This window comes from Streptomyces sp. NPDC057697, assembly GCF_042799335.1.
Classification (GTDB): Bacteria; Actinomycetota; Actinomycetes; order Streptomycetales; family Streptomycetaceae; genus Streptomyces.
In genome coordinates this window covers 234166-251959 of the sequence record NZ_JBHVJA010000004.1, presented here as the reverse complement: position 1 = coordinate 251959, position 17794 = coordinate 234166, and the positions used below count along the sequence as shown (strand labels likewise).

The window sequence follows — 17794 nt, the reverse complement described above, 5'->3', positions numbered from 1 at the left end:
GACGGGGTCCTCACGGCAGGGGTCGGCGTTGGCGGGGTCAGTGGTCGGCGGCGAGTTCGGCGAGGGCGTCGACGGCCAGGTTGCGGGCGAGGCCCACCTTGAACGCGTTCTCGCGCAGTGGCCGGGCGGCGGCGAGCTCGGCGTCCACGGCGCGCGCGAAGGTCTCGTCGGTGGCCGGTGCCCCCCGGAGCACGTCCTCGGCGGCGTGGGCCCGCCAGGGCCGGTGGGCGAGCCCGCCGAAGGCCAGGGCGGCGTGGCCGATCCGGCCGCCGCGGACGCTCAGCACGGCGGCGACGGAGGCGAGGGCGAAGGCGAAGGAGGCGCGGTCACGGGCCTTGCGGTAGAGGGAGACGGCGCCGTCGGGGCGGGGCGGCAGGACCACCTCGGTGATGAGTTCGCCCGGACGGATCTCGGTGTCCTGCTCCGGGGTGTCGCCCGGCAGGCGGTGGAATCCGGTGGCGGGTACGGTCCGCGCGCCGTCCGGTCCGTGCAGGTGGACGGTGGCGTCGAGGGCGGACAGCGCGACGGCCAGGTCGGACGGGTGGGTGGCGACGCACCGCGCGGAGTGGCCGAGCACGGCGAGATCGCGCTGGGCGCTGTCGCGGGCGGGGCAGCCGGTCCCGGGTTCCCGCTTGTTGCAGGGTTTGGAGGTGTCCTGGAAGTACGGGCAGCGGGTGCGCTGGAGCAGGTTGCCACCGGTGGTGGCGGTGTTGCGGAGCTGCCCGGAGGCACCGGAGAGCAGCGCCTGGGACAGCACGGGGTAGCGGGTCCGTACGCCGGGGTGGGCGGCCAGGTCGCTGTTGCGTACGGTGGCGCCGATCCGCAGGCCGCCGTCGGCGGTGTCGGCCACGTGGTCCAGCGGCAGTCCGGTGATGTCGATGAGCAGTTCGGGGGCCTCGACGCCGAGCTTCATCAGGTCGACGAGGTTGGTGCCGCCGCCGAGGAACACGGCATCGGGGCGGGCGGCGCTCTGCTGGACCGCCTCCTCGGTGGACCGGGCGCGGAGATAGGCGAAGGGTTTCACGGCGCCACGTCCTCGATCGCCTCGACGATGCGGGGGTAGGCGCCGCAGCGGCAGAGGTTGCCGCTCATCCGTTCGCGGATCTCCTCGGCGCCGAGCGACGCCGAGGCCGTCACGGGCGCGGTTCGGGGGGTGACGTGGGACGGGAATCCGTCCGCCGCCTCCCCCAGCATGCCGAGGGCCGAGCAGATCTGGCCGGGGGTGCAGTAGCCGCACTGCAGGGCGTCGCGTTCCAGGAAGGCCTCCTGGAGGGGATGGAGCCGGTCGCCGTCGGCGAGGCCCTCGACGGTGGTGATGGCGGCGCCGTCGTGGGCGACGGCGAGCAGCAGGCAGCTGTTGGCGCGGCGCCCGTCGACGATGACGGTGCACGCCCCGCACTGTCCGTGGTCGCAGCCCTTCTTCGCACCGGTGAGGTCCAGGTGCTCGCGCAGGGCGTCCAGGACGGTGGTGCGGTGATCGAGCGTGAGCGTCCGCTCGGTTCCGTTGATGTGCAGGGTCAGGGTGGAACGGTCACCGGTTGCTCCCGGCTGTCGCGCACCGTCGTCCCGCCCGTGAGAGGGGTCCACGCACTCGCACCTTTCAGAGGTGGCTTTTGTCCGCTTTCTACCAGACGCACGATGGCTCCCCGCCTCATTGCCGCACCGCCGGGCCGTGCTCCGTCGGCCCATCGGGCTACCGGCTCGACAGCCGCAGCCGCACCTCTTCCTCCTGGTCACCGGAGACGGTCCCGACGACCTTGACGTCGAAGGCGTGCGCCAGGCTGCGGCGGAGCCGCTCCACCGCCCAGTAGCCGCCCTGCACGTCGACGCTCACGGGCGCGCCGAGCGCGACCGGGCCGGAGACCACCCTCTCCTCGGTGACGTCGACGGTGACCGCCCAGGCGGTGGGACGCTTCTCCGCGAGGTTCCGGGGGACGTCGGCCGAGGCCCGGTCGGTGGTGAACGCGGCCCGCAGCACGTCGAAGACCATCCGCGCGTCGGCCTTCTCGCATCCGCTGATGACGACCGAGACCTCCTGGCCGTACCCGCTCTCCTCCGTCTGCTTCTCCTTGATGGTGTTCACCGCGGTTTCCTTCCGCTCGGCGTTCCGCTGCACGTCCCCGCGCACGAGTCCGACCGCCCCGGCGGCGGCCGCCGCGTCCGTGGGGCGATTCGTGGATGTCTCCAGGCTCACCCCGCGCCGGGACTACGGCGACACGAGACCACCGGCCCACGCCGCGTCCCGCCCCCGGAACCGGGCCGGTCACGGCAGACCCGACACGAAACTCTTTTCAGGTCATATCCACTTAAAACATGAATTCGTGTTGATTATCGAGTGAGGTGTCTGCCTCGGGGTATCCGGCAAGCATGGACGTTTCGAACGCAGACCTGAGTTCGCTGGCCCTGTTCCTCGCCGACGACCGGGGCGCGACCGGCTCGGTGATGGGCATCGTCGGAGTGGTGCTGGTGGCCGTGCTGATCGGCGCGGTCTGGCTGGGCAGGCGGCGCCGGGCCGAGGAGCTGCCGCCGCCCACGCCCGACGAGCAGCCCCTGCGGCCGGAGCAGCGCAGCCACATCGAGGAACGCGATGTGCACGGCGACGACCACTTCCCGCCGGACGGCCGGGGTCTGTCGCCCTACGAGCTCGGTGACCACGGGAACGAGACCATCCGCCGCGAGAACGACGAGCGGCGCGACTGACCCCGCGTCCCTCTCCGGCAGCCGTCCACGGGGAGGGATGTCGCGTGTTGCGGGGGCGGCCGCCCCCGGTGAGGCTGGTGTGGGCCCGACGTCCGCGGGCGGACACAGACCTCGGAACCGATGAAGGCAGTAGGACCATGACCGGAAGCCACCCGGGGCAGGCGCCGACACCGGCGCCGCTGACCGGATCCGCAGCGCCCTGCTGGGTCAACCTCATGACCCGCGACCTGGCATCGGCGCAGGAGTTCTACGGTGCCGTGCTGGGGTGGAGCTTCCGTCCGGCCAGGCTGGGGCAGGAGTTCTCGGTCGCCCGCCGGGGCGACGTACCGGTCGCCGGGATCGGCGCGGTGGCGACCGCCTACCGGGTGGCCGTGGCCTGGACGCCCTACTTCGCCGTCGCCGACGCCGACGCGACGGCCGCACGCGTCCGCGAGCGCAGCGGCACGGTCGCCGTGGGCCCGATGGCGCTCGGCAAGGGACGCGGGGCGCTGGCGGCGGACCGGGACGGCGCGGTCTTCGGCTTCTGGCAGCGGGTGGAGCCCGCGTCCTCACCACCCGCACCGGACGAGCACTCGCACGCCTGGCTGCGCCTGCACACCAGGAACGCCTTCGATGCCGCGATCTTCTACGGAGAGGTGCTCGGCTGGGCGAGCGGGCACCCGGGGTGCTGCGAGGTCTCGTACGAGAAGGACGAGGTGGTCGTCGACTGCGACGGGCGCCGGCTGGCGCGGATCAGCTCCGGCGCGGTGGAGTCGGCCCCCGATCCGCTGGTCCGCCCGCACTGGCAGGTGTACTTCCTCGTCTCCGACGTGGCGGCCACGGTCGCGGCGGCGCGGGAGAACGGCGGCGGTCTGGTGGAGCGGCAGCGGCTGGCGCAGGGCAGCGAGGCGACCCTGCTGGACCCGGACGGCGGCCTGTTCACGGTCACCGACGTCCAGGGGGTCACGACGCCCCATCCCGGCTGACCCCGGCGCTCCCCCGCGCCCCGGTCACTTCTCGCGTCCGGGCGGGGAGCGGGTCAGCGCCCAGGCCGGGAAGACGAACCAGCAGATCAGGAACCACAGCGCCATGCCGCCGGCCAGCCACAGGGCGCCCGCGTCGTGCAGGGCCACCCGCAGGATGAGCAGCAGGGTGGAACACATGGTGCAGAACAGCAGACCGAGCGCGACCACGGTCATGCGCGAGGCCCAGGTGACCGTCTGTGGTTTGAGCCGTCGTCCGGTGAGCAGCCGGTGGTACGACACGGGCCCGATCAGGGCGGCGGCCGTGGCCGATCCCAGCAGCACGGTGACCACGTAGATGGTGCGGTCGGTGTGGGAGATCTCGGCGAAGCGGGGCTGGAAGACGACGGCCAGCAGGAAGCCGAACAGGATCTGCACGCCGGTCTGGGCCACCCGCAGTTCCTGGAGCAGATCGGTCCACCGCCGGTCCGCCCGCTCCTCGGGCGTCTCGTGACGGCCCGGATCGCGGCCCTCGCCGTCGGGAGGAGGTGCTGTCGAGGTCACCGGGAGCCTCCGTCCGCATGCCCGGAGTACGTCGTGTTTTCCCCCGTCCCCACCGTAACCGGTCACCGGATCGGGGGTCGTGGCCGAATCGCCCGCCCGCCCTCGACGGCCCGTTCGACGTCACCTAGGCTTTGAGTACGGCATCGCGCGCCGGTCACCGGCCGGGTGAGGCGTGGAGGTGCCCGTGAGATGCCCGTTGGAGGCATTCCACAGTGTCAGTCGAGTTGAATCACACCATCGTCCACGCCCGGAACAACCGGGAGTCCGCCGAGTTCCTCGCGGACATTCTGGGGCTGGAAGTCGGCGCGGAATGGGGCCCGTTCGTCGCGCTGGAGACCGCGAACGGAGTCACTCTGGACTTCGCGACCATTCCCGAGGCCTCGATCACCGCGCAGCACTACGCCTTCCTCGTCTCGGAGGCCGAGTTCGACGCGGCGTACGCCCGGATCAAGGAGCTCGGGCTCACGTACTACGCGGATCCGCACCGGAAGCATCCGGGCGAGATCAACCACAACGACGGCGGCCGGGGCGTGTACTTCCTCGATCCCGCCGGTCACGCCATGGAGCTCATCACCCGCCCGTACGGGGGCTTTCCCGCGTAACCCCGCCTGGTGAGCGGGGGGTTGGGCCGGGGCTCGCGCACGGGTCCCGGCCGGCCCCTTCCGGGCGGGCTCAGCCGATCGGCAGCAGCAGTTCGGGCCGGTCCCACAACACCACGGGCGGGTTGGCCGCCAGGGTGCCGGTCGGCCGGGCGCCCACACTCCGGTAGAAGCCCTCGGCGGGCGGATGCGAGACGATGCGGACGCCGGTGAGGCCCGCGCGTTCCGCCTCGCCGCGCAGATGCCCGATGAGGAGCCGTCCGATGCCGAGCCCCTGCGCTTCGTCGGCGACGAACATGAGGTCGAGCTCCGGCGGCGAGAGGACGAGCGAGTAGAAGCCCAGCACCCGCTCGCTGCCGGTGTCCACCGCCGCGAAGACCCGGTGGGTCTCGATGTAGTCGGGACCCACCCGGTACCCCGCGACCATGGCCGCGTACTGCCCCTCGTAGGCGCGGGACGATCTGACCAGGCGGGTGAGTCGCTCCGCGTCCCGCGCCGTGGCCCGTCTGACGTGTACGTTCTCCCGCTGCGCCTCGCCCCGGCGCGTCGTGCCCGATGTCATGAGCCGAGTATGACGTACCCGGATTCCATGGCACCGCGCGCCCCTGGGGGCACGGGATTCAGGAGGACTCGCGCGCCGTGCGCCACTCGTCGACCACGGCATCGATGTCGAACGGCTGCACGTTCAGCACCGGCCCCGGCGGCGGCCGCCTGATGGCCGCGTGGATCTTCTCGTTGACCTCGGCCAGCATGCGCCGCACCTCGGCCTCCGACCGCGCCCCGGACACGGCTTCGGCGACGTCCTCCACCTGCTTGCGCAGGGCCAGCACCGGCGGGAGCACCGACACCCCCTCGCGCTGCATCTTCTGCTTGATCCACCAGTTCTCGTCGTAGGGAGCGGCGAGGCTGTCCAGCGGCTTGCCGAATCCCGGCAACTGCGAGATGTCGCCGCGCTGCTCGGACTCCCGGATCTGCTTGTCGACCCATGATTCGAAGCTGACGCCCGCAGGCTTGCGTTCGGTCAACGTACGCCCCTCTCGGAGGTTCTCGGCATCCGGTCCTCCCACGATACCCAGCCGCCGCGACGGGCCCCGGCACTGCGGTGCCGAGAGCTCAACCCGCCCGCTTCTCAGGGCACTTCGGGACCAGGGCCGCCGTGGCCCGTCAGTGCGCGTGCCCGGCGGGCGCCCCGGTCCCGCTCCCCCGGTGCGCGTCGTCGCCCGGCGCCGCCGCCCGGACGGTGAACGCCGCCGTGCGGACCACGCCCCGGTGCTTGAAGTCGAGGAAGAGCCGGTACGTCCCGGCGCTGGGCGCCGTCGCGGTGAAGGAGACCTCCGGGCCGGGCTTCCCCTCATTGGGGTGAACGTGCAGATAGGCGAGGTCACCGGCGCGCAGGGCGACCAGATGTCCGTAGGCGCCGAGGTAGGGCTCCAGGTCGGTGACGGGCCGGCCGTTCCTGCTGATGGACGGCCTCAGTGCGCCGGGCCGCCCGGCGCGGAGCTCGCCGCCGAGCGTGACGCGGTAGCCGTCGACCTCCGCGACGGCGGCCGGGGCCGGGAGAGCGGCCGGGCGGTAGGTGCCGGAGACGGCCAGGTCCGCTCCCAGCGTGAGGTTCACGGCATCCGCCGCGGCCGGGGTGAAGTCGGCGAACACCCGGTAGCCACCGGCTTCGGGAAGATCGACGGAGGTCGACCAGGTGCCGTCGGCCGCCCGGACGGGGTGCAGATGCCGGTACTGGGTGAGGTCGGTGGAGGCGAGGATGAAGTGCAGCTCCTTGCCGTGCTCGCGCCGGTACGCGGTGACCTTCCGTCCGCTGCCGTCCTCGACGGCGAACCGGAGCTCGGACCGGGCCCCGGCCGGGACCACCGGTGTCTCCAGAGCCAGCGTGTAGCCGCCTTCGGAGATCTGGAGTCCGCCGGGCGCATGGTCCGCCGCGGCCTCCGCGCCACCCTCCCCTCCTCCGTCGTGGCCGCGGTGCTGCCCGGCGGGACGGTCCTCCGCGGCCACCAGCGGGTCGACGCCCCTGCCCACTCCGTACGCGGCGCCGAAGGTCGCGGCGAGCGCGGCGGCGAAGGCGGTGATCCTCAGTGCGTTGTTCATGACGGTCTCCTCCAGCGGTGGACCGGGGGCGGTGCTCCCCGACGCGTCACAAGATACCCCCTGGGGGTATCAAGTCAACCCGGGTGGGTGCCATCACCGGAGGGAGTGCGCCCGGCACGACAGAGGAACCGCCGGACCGGGCGCGGCGCTCAGGCGGGCACCATCAGCCCCTCCCGCAACCGCTCCACCGCCGCCGCCGGGATGCGCAGGCCGTCGCGCACGTACCCGTCGAGCCCGCCCCACCGCTCGTCCATGGCGTCCAGCGCCGTGTCGAGGTAACGGGGGCGCACCTCGGTGATCGCGGAGGCGATGTCCGGATCGCCGCCCGCGTCGAGGAAGTCCTGGACGTAGGGCGCGAAGGCGGCCCGGACCACCGGGTTCACCGCGAGGAACTCGGCGCGCACGACCTCGCGCGACGCGCCGAGCACCATCAGGAGGAGGGCGGTGGCCCAGCCGGTGCGGTCCTTGCCGGCCGTGCAGTGGAAGAGCACCGGGCGGGCCCGGTCGTCGGCTGCCGTCTCGACGAAGGCCCGGTAGGCGGCGGACGCTCCCGGCGACAGCACCATCTGGCGGTAGGTGTCGGCGAACAGCCCCTCCGCCTTTCCGCCGCCCAGCATCCGCTCGGCCTCGACCGGGTCGGTGAGCAGCGCGCGCAGCCGGGCGGGCGCCACGCCCGGGTTGTCCCCGAGCACATCGGCGACGAACAGCCGTGCGCCGGGAGGCAGCCGGTCGGGTGCCGCGGCGCGCTCGTCGGCGGTCCGCAGGTCGACGACGGTACGGATGCCGAGGGCGGCCACCTGCTCGTCCTGTTCCGCGTCGAGCCCGCTGAGCTGTCCGGACCGCAGCACGGCACCCGCCCGGACCCGGTGGTCCGGACCCAGGGCGATGCCGCCCAGGTCGCGCAGGTTGAGGACGGTGGATGCCGGGACGGTCCTGGCGGTCTGCACGATGAACTTCCCCTTTTCCCGACGCTTTTCCGAATTCATTCGGCCTGGCCGGACAAACGTCGCACGCGGCCGGGAAATCGACAAAGTAAAACGCCGGTCGGCATCGATCGATGGCACGTCCGGGGACACGGGAAATGTGAAAACGAAACGGCTCTCGCCCAGGTCAGGGACGTGTCACACACATGGCGGTATGTTCCCCGGAACATGTGTTCCGGAACTCCGCGCCGAGGGTGGTGCGGGCCCTCGGACGGACCGCGGTCGCCGTTCCTGATTTCCGTCCCGAATTCCCGGCCCCGATATGGCCGGGCGCGGAATCCTCGTCCCCGGCGGGACGGCACGGGCCTCGGCCGCCCGGGGCGCCGCCCCGGGCGGAGCACATCCGCCGAGGAGCCCGGCGCCGCCCGCACCCCGTCCCGGCGGCCCTGCCCGTCCGCCCTCCCGCAGGTGGGCGCCGTCTAGGCCACGGTGGGTGAAGGATCAAGTGCGTTCCGGAGAGGGCAAGGTCACAAGAAGAAGCGATGCTGCCCCCGAGCGCCCTGACCTAGCATCTGGGCATGACGGTCCTGCCTGCCGACGGGCTTTCGTTGGCCGCCGAGTTCCCCGCCCCCGCCCATGAGCAATGGCAACGCCTCGTCGAAGGCGTGCTGCGCAAGTCGGGCAAGGACGTCGCGGGTCCGGCAGCCGAGGAAGCACTGTCCACCACGGTGGAGGACGGGCTCATCACCCGCCCCCTCTACACCTCGCGCGACAGCGCGCCCGATGCCGGATACCCGGGCTTCGCCCCCTTCACCCGAGGCAGCAAGGCCGAGGGCAACGCGACGGGCGGCTGGGACGTACGGCAGCGGCACGCCCTCCCGGACCCCGCGCGTCTCAACGAGGCGGTGCTCGCCGATCTGGAGAACGGTGTCACCTCGTTGTGGCTGGCCGTGGGCGGTGCCGCGGGCGTTCCGGTGGCCGCGCTGGCGGGAGCGCTGGACGGCGTCTACCTCGATCTGGCGCCCGTGGTGCTCGACGCCGGCGACGAGACCGGTGCCGCGGCGACGGAGCTGCTGCGGATCTGCGCGGAGCGGGGCGTGGACGCCCGGAGCGTACGCGGCAACCTGGGCGCGGACCCGTTCGGCCGGGCCGCCCGGAGCGGCGCCGAACCCGATCTGTCGGACGCGGTCCACTGGGCACGGCGGTGCGCCCGGGAGTTCCCCGGGCTGCGGGCGCTGACCGTCGACGCGCTGCCGTACCACGAGGCGGGCGGCTCGGCGGCCGAGGAGCTGGGCGCCTCGCTGGCGACCGGTGTCGCCTGGCTGCGGGCGCTGACGGACGCCGGGCTTACGGTCGACGAGGCCTGCGGGCAGCTGGAGTTCCGGTACGCGGCGACCGCCGACCAGTTCCTGACCATCGCCAAGCTGCGGGCCGCCCGGCGGCTCTGGTCGCGGGTGGCCGAGGTCTGCGGCGCCCCCGGATCCGGGGCGCAGCGCCAGCACGCGGTGACGTCGTCGGTGATGATGACGCGGCGCGACCCCTGGGTGAACATGCTCCGCACGACGCTGGCGTGTCTGGGCGCGGGTGTCGGCGGCGCCGACTCCGTCACCGTGCTGCCCTTCGACCACGCCCTGGGCCTGCCGGACGCGTTCGCCCGGCGCATCGCCCGCAACACGTCGACGATCCTGCTGGAGGAGTCGCACCTGGCCAGGGTGATCGACCCGGCCGGCGGCTCCTGGTACGTGGAGCGGCTCACCGCCGAACTCGCCGACGCCGCCTGGTCGTTCTTCCAGGAGATCGAGCGGTCCGGCGGGCAGGCCACCGCCCTTCGCTCGGGGATGATCGGCGAGCGCCTCGCGGCCACCTGGGCGGCGCGCAGCAAGGACCTGGCGCGCCGCAAGGAGCCCATCACCGGGGTCAGCGAGTTCCCGCAGCTGGCGGAGCGTCCGGTGGAGCGCGAGCCGTTCCCCGCCGGTCCGGCCGCGGCTCCGGGCGGTCTGCCCCGGGTCCGCCGCGACGAGGCGTTCGAGGCGCTGCGGGCCCGGTCGGACGCGCACCTCGCGGCGACCGGGCAGCGGCCGAAGGTGTTCCTCGCCGCGCTCGGCCCGGCCGCGGCGCACACGGCGCGGGTCTCGTTCGCCGCCAATCTCTTCCAAGCGGGCGGCATCGAGCCGGTCCACGACCCCGTCACGGTCGACGCGGCCACGGCCGCCGACGCGTTCGCGGCGAGCGGGGCGACGGTGGCGTGCCTCTGCTCCGGAGACGCGCTCTACGCGGAGCAGGCCGAGGCGGTCGCCGGGGCGCTCGGCTCCGCGGGTGCGCGCCAGGTCCTCCTGGCCGGCCGGCCCGCCGAATACGCCGGTGTCGACACATACGTCTTCGCGGGCTGCGACGTGGTGGCCGTGCTCTCCTCCCTTCTCGACCGTATGGATGTGGCGTAATGCGTATCCCCGACTTCTCCGGCATCGAGCTCGGTCCGGGCGCCGCCGCCGAGGTGTCCGAGGACCGGTGGCGTACCTCGGTGAAGGAGTCCTCCGGCAGTTCCGACGGCGATCTGCTGTGGGAGACCCCGGAAGGCATCCCGGTCAAGGCGCTGTACACCGGGCGCGATCTGGAAGGGCTCGACTTCCTCGGCACGTATCCGGGCATCGCCCCGTATCTGCGGGGCCCGTACCCGACGATGTACGTCAACCAGCCCTGGACGATCCGGCAGTACGCCGGGTTCTCCACCGCCGAGGAGTCCAACGCCTTCTACCGCCGCAATCTCGCGGCCGGGCAGAAGGGCCTCTCCGTCGCCTTCGACCTGCCGACCCACCGCGGCTACGACAGCGACCATCCGCGGGTGACCGGCGATGTCGGCATGGCGGGCGTGGCGATCGACTCGATCTACGACATGCGTCAGCTCTTCGACGGCATCCCGCTGGACCGGATGTCGGTGTCGATGACGATGAACGGCGCGGTGCTCCCCGTGCTGGCGCTGTACATCGTGGCCGCGGAGGAGCAGGGCGTCGGGCCCGAGAAGCTGGCCGGGACCATTCAGAACGACATTCTGAAGGAGTTCATGGTCCGCAACACCTACATCTATCCGCCGAAGCCCTCGATGCGGATCATCTCCGACATCTTCGCGTACACCTCGCAGAAGATGCCGCGCTACAACTCGATCTCCATCTCCGGGTATCACATCCAGGAGGCGGGTGCGACGGCCGATCTGGAGCTGGCGTACACCCTCGCGGACGGGGTGGAGTATCTGCGGGCCGGGCGGGACGCCGGGCTGGACGTGGACGCGTTCGCGCCCCGGCTGTCGTTCTTCTGGGCGATCGGCATGAACTTCTTCATGGAGGTCGCGAAGCTGCGGGCGGCCCGGCTGCTCTGGGCCAAGCTGGTCAAGGAGTTCGGTCCGCAGAACACCAAGTCGCTGTCGCTGCGCACCCATTCGCAGACGTCCGGGTGGTCGCTGACCGCGCAGGACGTGTTCAACAACGTCACCCGGACCTGTGTGGAGGCGATGGCCGCCACCCAGGGCCACACCCAGTCGCTGCACACCAACGCGCTCGACGAGGCGCTCGCCCTGCCGACGGACTTCTCCGCCCGGATCGCCCGCAACACCCAGCTGCTGCTCCAGCAGGAGTCGGGGACCGGCCGGGTGATCGACCCGTGGGGCGGCAGCGCGTACGTGGAGAAGCTGACGTACGACCTGGCGCGCCGGGCCTGGCAGCACATCGAGGAGGTCGAGGCGGCGGGCGGCATGGCGCAGGCCATCGACGCGGGCATCCCGAAGCTCCGGGTGGAGGAGGCCGCGGCCCGCACCCAGGCGCGGATCGACTCCGGACGCCAGCCGGTGATCGGGGTGAACAAGTACCGGGTGGAGACCGATGAGCAGATCGATGTGCTCAAGGTCGACAACTCGTCGGTGCGCACCCAGCAGATCGAGAAGCTGCGGCGGCTGCGCGAGGAGCGCGACGAGTCGGCGTGCCGGGCCGCGCTGCGCGCGCTCACCGCCGCGGCGGAGCGGGATCCCGGCCCCGGCCTCGAAGGCAATCTGCTGGGCCTCGCCGTCGACGCGGCCCGTGCGATGGCGACCGTGGGCGAGATCTCGGACGCCCTGGAGAAGGTGTACGGGAGGCATGCGGGCCAGATCCGTACCATCTCCGGTGTGTACCGCAACGAAGCAGGTGAGTCCCCTTCCGTGGAACGGACCCGGGCGCTGGTGGACAGGTTCGAGGAGGCCGAGGGGCGCCGTCCGCGCATCCTGGTCGCCAAGATGGGACAGGACGGCCACGACCGCGGCCAGAAGGTGATCTCGACGGCCTTCGCCGACCTGGGCTTCGACGTCGACGTCGGCCCGCTGTTCCAGACACCGGCCGAGGTGGCGCGGCAGGCGGTGGAGGCGGACGTGCACATCGTGGGCGTCTCCTCGCTGGCCGCCGGACACCTCACGCTGGTGCCCGCGCTCCGCGAGGAGCTGGCGGCCGAGGGGCGCGAGGACATCATGATCGTGGTGGGCGGGGTGATCCCGCCGCAGGACGTCGAGGCGCTGCACGAGGCGGGTGCGACGGCGGTGTTCCCGCCCGGCACGGTCATTCCGGATGCCGCGTACGACCTGGTGACGCGGCTCGGTGCCGCGCACGGTCACGAGCTGTGAGCCGCTGACCCGATGGCTCCGACGATCGACATCGACAGCTATGCGAAGGGGGTGCTCGACGGGAAGCGTGCGCACATCGCGCGCGCCATCACTCTCGTCGAGTCCACCCGTGCCGACCACCGGGCGCTGGCCCAGCAGTTGCTGCGCGCGCTGCTGCCGCACTCCGGGGCCGCCCGGCGGATCGGCATCAGCGGTGTGCCCGGGGTCGGGAAGTCCACCTTCATCGACGCCCTGGGCACCATGCTCACCGGGCTGGGGCACCGGGTCGCGGTACTGGCCGTCGACCCGTCCTCCAGCCGTACGGGCGGCTCCATCCTGGGCGACAAGACCAGGATGGAGCGGCTCGCGGTGGACCCGGCGGCCTTCGTGCGCCCGTCCCCGACCGCCGGGACGCTCGGCGGGGTGGCGAAGGCGACCCGGGAGTCCATCGTGGTGATGGAGGCCGCGGGGTACGACGTGGTGCTGGTGGAGACGGTCGGCGTCGGGCAGTCGGAGACGGCGGTGGCCAATATGGTCGACACGTTTCTGCTGCTGACGCTGGCCCGCACCGGTGATCAGCTCCAGGGCATCAAGAAGGGGGTGCTGGAGCTGGCGGACGCGATCGCGGTCAACAAGGCGGACGGTCCGCACGAGCGCGACGCCCGTGCCGCCGCGCGTGAACTGGCGGGCGCGCTGCGGCTGATGCACCCGGTGGACGCGGCATGGACTCCACCGGTCCTCACCTGCAGCGCCCGTGAGTCGGCCGGTCTCGACACCCTGTGGGAGCGGCTGGAGCAGCACCGCGCGCTGCTGGAGTCGACCGGCCGGCTCGCCGCGAAGCGGCGTGACCAGCAGGTCGACTGGACCTGGACGATGGTGCGTGACGAGCTGCTGGAGAGTCTGCGCGGCCATCCGGAGGTGCGCGCGCTCACACCGGGGCTGGAACAGCGGGTGCGGGACGGCGAGTTGACGGCCACGCTGGCGGCGGAGCAGATCCTGGCCGCGTTCCGGGGCACGGGCTGATCCTGGGGCGGGCCGGTGTCCGGGAGCCCGTCCCGGACACCGGCCGTACCGCTCCCGCGGGTCGCGCCGGTACGGGACCGAGCGGCGCGACCGCCGGTGGCCGAGCGCCTCATCGACGCTCCGCCACCGCGCATCGCCGTCGGCGGGGTCCGTCAGCGGCCCGGCCGGGTGCCGGGAGCCCTCGCAGGGGCTGAGGACGGGCCTCTCCTTCATCCACCGGCGAAGCCGTGGGGAGCGGTGCGCCGGGGGCGGGGTCCTCCACGGTCACCGCAGGTGGAACGGGTGAGCGGGCGGCCCGCGAGGAGCGCCACGCCGCTCCGCGAACGCCGTGGCGACCGAATGCGGGACGTCCGGCCCGGTCCTGCCGCCCGAGGTCCGTGGTACGGTGCAGATGGCACATGAGTCCGCCTCGGTTCGAGGCGCCGGTGCCGCATCATCTCTCCGAGGCTGCCGCGCCCGTTCTCTTCCGGCGATCCAGCTTTCGCGCATCACCTCGCCCAGTCCGGACCAGGACTTCCCCTTCCGGGCTCTCCCGCCGTCGCGCGGGGCGTGATTCCTTCCGCCCGCGCCGTCCGGCCCCTTCGTTCGCCATGTCCGCGAAAGGACTTCCCACCATGACCAGCACCCTCGAACTCCCTTTGCTCCAGCGGGAGTCGACCACAGAAGCCGTCGAGGCAGCCGCGGCGCCCCGGGCCGTCCGCGCCGCCGGGGTCCTCGACATCACGCACCAGGGCAATGGCGCGCTGCGCGCCCGGGACGGCCTGCCCTCCCCCGGAGACGTGACGGTCCCGGCCGCCCTGATCCGCCGCCACGGCCTGCGCCGGGGCGACGCCGTCGAAGGGCTCTGCGACCGGCCCCGCACCCTGTCCGCCGTGGAGCGGGTCAACGACCGTCCCCCGCAGGCGCTGCGCGGCCGGCCGCACTTCCGTGACCTCACCCCGCTCCACCCCCGGCAGCGGCTGCGGCTGGAGACACCGTCCGGCAGTGCCGCGATGCGCCTCGTCGACCTGGTCGCACCGATCGGCAAGGGACAGCGCGGGCTCGTCGTCGCGCCGCCCAGGACCGGCAAGACGGTGCTGCTCCAGCAGGTGGCCGCCGCCGTCGCGGCCAACCATCCCGAATGCCACCTGATGGTGGTACTGGTCGACGAGCGCCCCGAGGAGGTCACCGACATGCGCCGGTCCGTACGGGGCGAGGTGCTCGCCTCGACGTTCGACCGGCCGGCGAAGGAGCACATCGCCCTCGCCGGACTCGCGGTCGAACGCGCCAAGCGGCTGGTCGAGCAGGGCCGGGACGTCGTCGTCCTGCTCGACTCCCTCACCCGTCTGTGCCGCGCCCACAACAACGCCTCCGCCGCGGGCGGGCGCACCCTGAGCGGCGGTGTCGACGCGTCCGCCCTGCTCGGCCCCAAGCAGCTCTTCGGCGCCGCCCGGCTCGCCGAGGAGGGCGGCTCCCTCACCATCCTGGCCACCGCCCTGGTGGAGACCGGGTCCCGCGCCGACGACTACTTCTTCGAGGAGCTGAAGAGCACCGGCAACATGGAGCTCCGGCTCGACCGCTCGCTGGCCGAACGGCGCGTCCACCCGGCCGTGAACATCACGGCGTCCGGCACCCGGCGCGAGGAACTCCTCGTGCCCGAGGGAGAGTTGCGCGCGGTACGGGGTCTGAGGCGCGCACTGCACACCAGGGACCCGCAGACCGCGTTGCAGACGCTGCTGGACCGGATCCGGCGTACCCCGGACAACGCCGCCTTCCTCCGTGCCGTCCACGGCACCGTCCCGGACGCCTGAGCCGGTCCGGGCGGATCCGCGAGCGCGCAATAGCATGGGCCGATCGGGCATGATCAGCGCCTCACGAGCACAGGGAGAGCAGCCACATGGAGTTCCGCCGACTCGGCCGCAGCGGCCTGACCATCAGTGAGATCGCCTACGGCAACTGGCTGACCCACGGCTCCCAGGTGGAGGAGGACACGGCGGTCGCCTGTATCCGTGCCGCCCTGGACGCCGGAATCACCACCTTCGACACCGCCGACGTCTACGCCCAGACCCGGGCGGAAGCCGTGCTGGGCCGGGCGCTCGGCAACGAACGGCGCGAGGGCCTGGAGGTGTTCACCAAGGTCTACTTCCCGACCGGCCCGGGACACAACGACCGGGGGCTCGGCCGCAAGCACATCATGGAGTCCATCGACAACTCGCTGCGCCGTCTGCAGACGGATTACGTCGACCTCTACCAGGCCCACCGCTACGACCACGCGACCCCGCTGGAAGAGACCATGGAGGCGTTCGCCGACGTGGTCCGTTCCGGCAAGGCCCTCTACATCGGCGTCTCCGAGTGGACCGCCGACCAGCTCCGCGCCGCACACGGACTGGCCCGCGAGCTGCGGATCCCCCTGATCTCCAACCAGCCGCAGTACTCCGCGCTGTGGCGGGTCATCGAGGACGAGGTGGTGCCCGCCTCCGAGGAGCTGGGCATCGGTCAGATCGTCTGGTCCCCGGTCGCCCAGGGCGCGCTGACGGGCAAGTACCGGCCCGGTGCGCCGCTCCCGGCCGGTTCACGGGCGACCGACGACAAGGGCGGCGCCACCATGGTCGCCAGGTGGCTGCGCGACGACGTGCTGGAACGCGTCCAGCGACTGCGGCCGCTCGCCGACGGTGCCGGGCTCAGCCTGGCCCAGCTCGCCGTCGCGTGGGTGCTGCAGAACGCCAATGTCTCCGCCGCGATCATCGGCGCCTCCCGGCCCGAGCAGGTGACGGAGAACATCGTGGCGGCCGGGGTGACGCTCGACGCGGAGCTGCTGAAGGGCATCGACGACGTCCTGGGCCCGGTGGTCGAGCGCGACCCCGGGCTGACGGCCGGTCACGCCGACAACAGCTGATCCGCCGCGCCCCCGGCCCCGGTCCCGCCACGTGCGAGGCCGGGGCCGGGGGCGCGCGGTCAGGCGCGGGTGTGCAGCGCGGCGGTGTGTTCGCGGACCTGCGCCGGGGTGAGGTAGGCGCCGGTGTGCTCGAAGTCGCGCAGCTTGGCCGGCTGCCGGGACAGGAAGCCGATGCGTACGAAGTCGTCGCCCGCGACCGCGTTGAGCACCCAGTTGGTCATGACGCGGGCCTTGGCCACATTGGTGCGCAGCGCCGACCAGTGGTAGCCGCGGGCGACGGCCTGGGCGGTGATCCCGTGCAGTTCGATGCCGAGCGGCTTGGAGACCGCGTCCTTGCCGCCGAGGTCCACGACGAGACCGAGGTCCTTGTGGACGTACGGCTTCAGCGGCTGGCGCCGCAGGGTGGCGATGAGGTTGTCGGCGAGCCTGCGGCCCTGGCGCATGGCGTGCTGCGCGGTCGGCGGGCAGATGGCCCCGTCGCCCTTGCTCAGGTCCGGTACGGCCGCGCAGTCGCCGAGGGCGAAGACGCCGTCGAAGCCGGGCAGGCTCATCTCGGGCGTGACGGCCAGCCGGCCGCGTACCGTCTCCGCGTCGAACGTGCTGACCAGCGGGCTCGCGGTGACGCCCGCCGTCCAGATCAGGGTGCGGCAGGGCAGGACCCTGCCGTCGGTGAAGGTCACCTTCTCCGGGGCGGCCTCGGCGATCGAGACGCCGAGCGACACCTCGATGCCACGGGCGCGCAGCATCGCCAGGGCGCTCCGGCCCAGCTTGTCGCCCAGTTCGGGCATCAGCTTCGGGGCGATGTCGATGAGATGCCATTTGATCAGCTTCGGGTCGAGGCGAGGATAGTGCCTGACCGCGTTCGTGGTGAGGCGCTGGAGGCAGGCCGCCGTCTCGGTGCCCGCGTAACCGCCGCCGACCACCACGAACTGCAGCCGGGAGGCCCGTTCGTTCTCGTCGTGGCTGGCGTCCGCGAGATCGAGCTGGGCGATCACGTGGTCGCGGATGTAGGCGGCCTCGGCCAGCGTCTTCATGCCTCGCGCGTTGTCCACCAGGCCGGGGATGTCGAAGGTGCGGGTGATGCTCCCGGCGCTGATCACGAGGTAGTCGTAGGGCTCGTAGACGATCTCGTCGGTGATCTTGCGAATCACGCAGATCTTCGCCTCGGGGTCCACGCCGATGGCCCCGCCCGGAACGATCCGGGTGCGGTGCCTGCGGCTGCGGCGCAGCGAGACGGCGACCGACTGCGGGGTGAGCACGCCCGCCGCCACGTGGGGCAGCAGAGGGAGGTAGAGCTGGTACGAGAACGGGGCGACGAGCGCGATCTCGGCCTCGCCGGGGACGAGCCCGCGCTCCAGACGGCGTACGCACTCCACTCCGGCGAATCCGGCGCCGACAACGAGGATCCTGGGTCGTGCCACAGTGTTCGTCCCTTCTCGGGCGTGGAC

17 protein-coding genes are annotated in these 17794 nt (G+C 72.4%); 8 read left to right on the top strand and 9 right to left on the bottom strand.

The features are described from left to right. Window positions 1-37: 37 nt before the first annotated feature. The 3 genes from ACFVFH_RS14310 to ACFVFH_RS14300 form a co-directional block, all read right to left on the bottom strand. Window positions 38-1024, bottom strand: coding sequence for an FAD binding domain-containing protein (locus tag ACFVFH_RS14310; protein ID WP_383767348.1), 987 nt, complete (start codon window positions 1022-1024; stop codon window positions 38-40). Then, entirely contained in the window at window positions 1021-1587 is a 567-nt protein-coding gene (locus ACFVFH_RS14305) for a 2Fe-2S iron-sulfur cluster-binding protein (protein ID WP_383767346.1), read from the bottom strand. Before ACFVFH_RS14305 ends, ACFVFH_RS14310 begins: the two co-directional genes overlap by 4 nt. 106 nt (window positions 1588-1693) lie before the next feature. Then, entirely contained in the window at window positions 1694-2083 is a 390-nt protein-coding gene (locus tag ACFVFH_RS14300) for a hypothetical protein (RefSeq protein WP_383767344.1), read from the bottom strand. A gap of 284 nt (window positions 2084-2367) precedes the next feature. Here ACFVFH_RS14300 and ACFVFH_RS14295 point away from each other — a divergent pair, with 284 nt between their 5' ends. After that, window positions 2368-2700 carry a DUF6479 family protein gene (locus tag ACFVFH_RS14295; protein ID WP_383767341.1) on the top strand — a complete coding sequence of 111 codons (333 nt, stop codon included), beginning with the start codon at window positions 2368-2370 and terminating at the stop codon, window positions 2698-2700. 137 nt (window positions 2701-2837) lie between these two features. Then, window positions 2838-3665 carry a VOC family protein gene (locus ACFVFH_RS14290; RefSeq protein WP_383767338.1) on the top strand — a complete coding sequence of 276 codons (828 nt, stop codon included), beginning with the start codon at window positions 2838-2840 and terminating at the stop codon, window positions 3663-3665. Between the two features lie 24 nt (window positions 3666-3689). On the opposite strand, the gene ACFVFH_RS14285 is transcribed toward ACFVFH_RS14290, so the two are convergent. Continuing rightward, window positions 3690-4205 carry a DUF6328 family protein gene (locus ACFVFH_RS14285; protein ID WP_383767335.1) on the bottom strand — a complete coding sequence of 172 codons (516 nt, stop codon included), beginning with the start codon at window positions 4203-4205 and terminating at the stop codon, window positions 3690-3692. 212 nt (window positions 4206-4417) lie between these two features. On the opposite strand from ACFVFH_RS14285, the gene ACFVFH_RS14280 reads away from it, so the two are divergent. Continuing rightward, window positions 4418-4807: a VOC family protein gene (locus ACFVFH_RS14280; RefSeq protein WP_383767333.1), complete on the top strand. Its 390-nt coding sequence runs from the start codon at window positions 4418-4420 to the stop codon at window positions 4805-4807. Between the two features lie 70 nt (window positions 4808-4877). Here the strand turns inward: ACFVFH_RS14280 and ACFVFH_RS14275 are convergent, their stop codons facing one another. The 4 genes from ACFVFH_RS14275 to ACFVFH_RS14260 form a co-directional block, all read right to left on the bottom strand. Then, window positions 4878-5366, bottom strand: coding sequence for a GNAT family N-acetyltransferase (locus ACFVFH_RS14275; protein WP_383767330.1), 489 nt, complete (start codon window positions 5364-5366; stop codon window positions 4878-4880). Between the two features lie 58 nt (window positions 5367-5424). Continuing rightward, complete coding sequence (locus ACFVFH_RS14270) at window positions 5425-5829, bottom strand: DUF1992 domain-containing protein (protein WP_383767328.1); 405 nt, start codon at window positions 5827-5829, stop codon at window positions 5425-5427. A 139-nt stretch (window positions 5830-5968) separates the two neighbouring features. After that, window positions 5969-6904 (bottom strand): hypothetical protein, encoded by a 936-nt coding sequence (locus ACFVFH_RS14265; protein WP_383767325.1) that lies wholly within the window; start codon window positions 6902-6904, stop codon window positions 5969-5971. 149 nt (window positions 6905-7053) lie between these two features. Then, window positions 7054-7851: a tyrosine-protein phosphatase gene (locus ACFVFH_RS14260; protein ID WP_383767322.1), complete on the bottom strand. Its 798-nt coding sequence runs from the start codon at window positions 7849-7851 to the stop codon at window positions 7054-7056. A 554-nt stretch (window positions 7852-8405) separates the two neighbouring features. Here ACFVFH_RS14260 and mutA point away from each other — a divergent pair. The 5 genes from mutA to ACFVFH_RS14235 all read left to right on the top strand — a co-directional run bounded on the left by mutA (window position 8406) and on the right by ACFVFH_RS14235 (window position 16346). Beyond that, window positions 8406-10268, top strand: a complete 1863-nt coding sequence (mutA, locus tag ACFVFH_RS14255; protein ID WP_383767319.1) for a methylmalonyl-CoA mutase small subunit — start codon at window positions 8406-8408, stop codon at window positions 10266-10268. After that, window positions 10268-12469, top strand: a complete 2202-nt coding sequence (gene scpA, locus ACFVFH_RS14250) for a methylmalonyl-CoA mutase (RefSeq protein WP_383767316.1) — start codon at window positions 10268-10270, stop codon at window positions 12467-12469. Before mutA ends, scpA begins: the two co-directional genes overlap by 1 nt. A gap of 12 nt (window positions 12470-12481) precedes the next feature. Next, window positions 12482-13471, top strand: coding sequence for a methylmalonyl Co-A mutase-associated GTPase MeaB (meaB, locus tag ACFVFH_RS14245; RefSeq protein WP_383767313.1), 990 nt, complete (start codon window positions 12482-12484; stop codon window positions 13469-13471). Window positions 13472-14085: 614 nt separating this feature from the next. Then, complete coding sequence (gene rho / locus ACFVFH_RS14240) at window positions 14086-15261, top strand: transcription termination factor Rho (protein ID WP_383767311.1); 1176 nt, start codon at window positions 14086-14088, stop codon at window positions 15259-15261. 86 nt (window positions 15262-15347) lie between these two features. Beyond that, window positions 15348-16346, top strand: coding sequence for an aldo/keto reductase family protein (locus ACFVFH_RS14235; protein ID WP_383767308.1), 999 nt, complete (start codon window positions 15348-15350; stop codon window positions 16344-16346). 59 nt (window positions 16347-16405) lie between these two features. Here the strand turns inward: ACFVFH_RS14235 and ACFVFH_RS14230 are convergent, their stop codons facing one another. Then, window positions 16406-17767: an NAD(P)/FAD-dependent oxidoreductase gene (locus ACFVFH_RS14230; protein WP_383767306.1), complete on the bottom strand. Its 1362-nt coding sequence runs from the start codon at window positions 17765-17767 to the stop codon at window positions 16406-16408. Window positions 17768-17794: the final 27 nt, after the last annotated feature.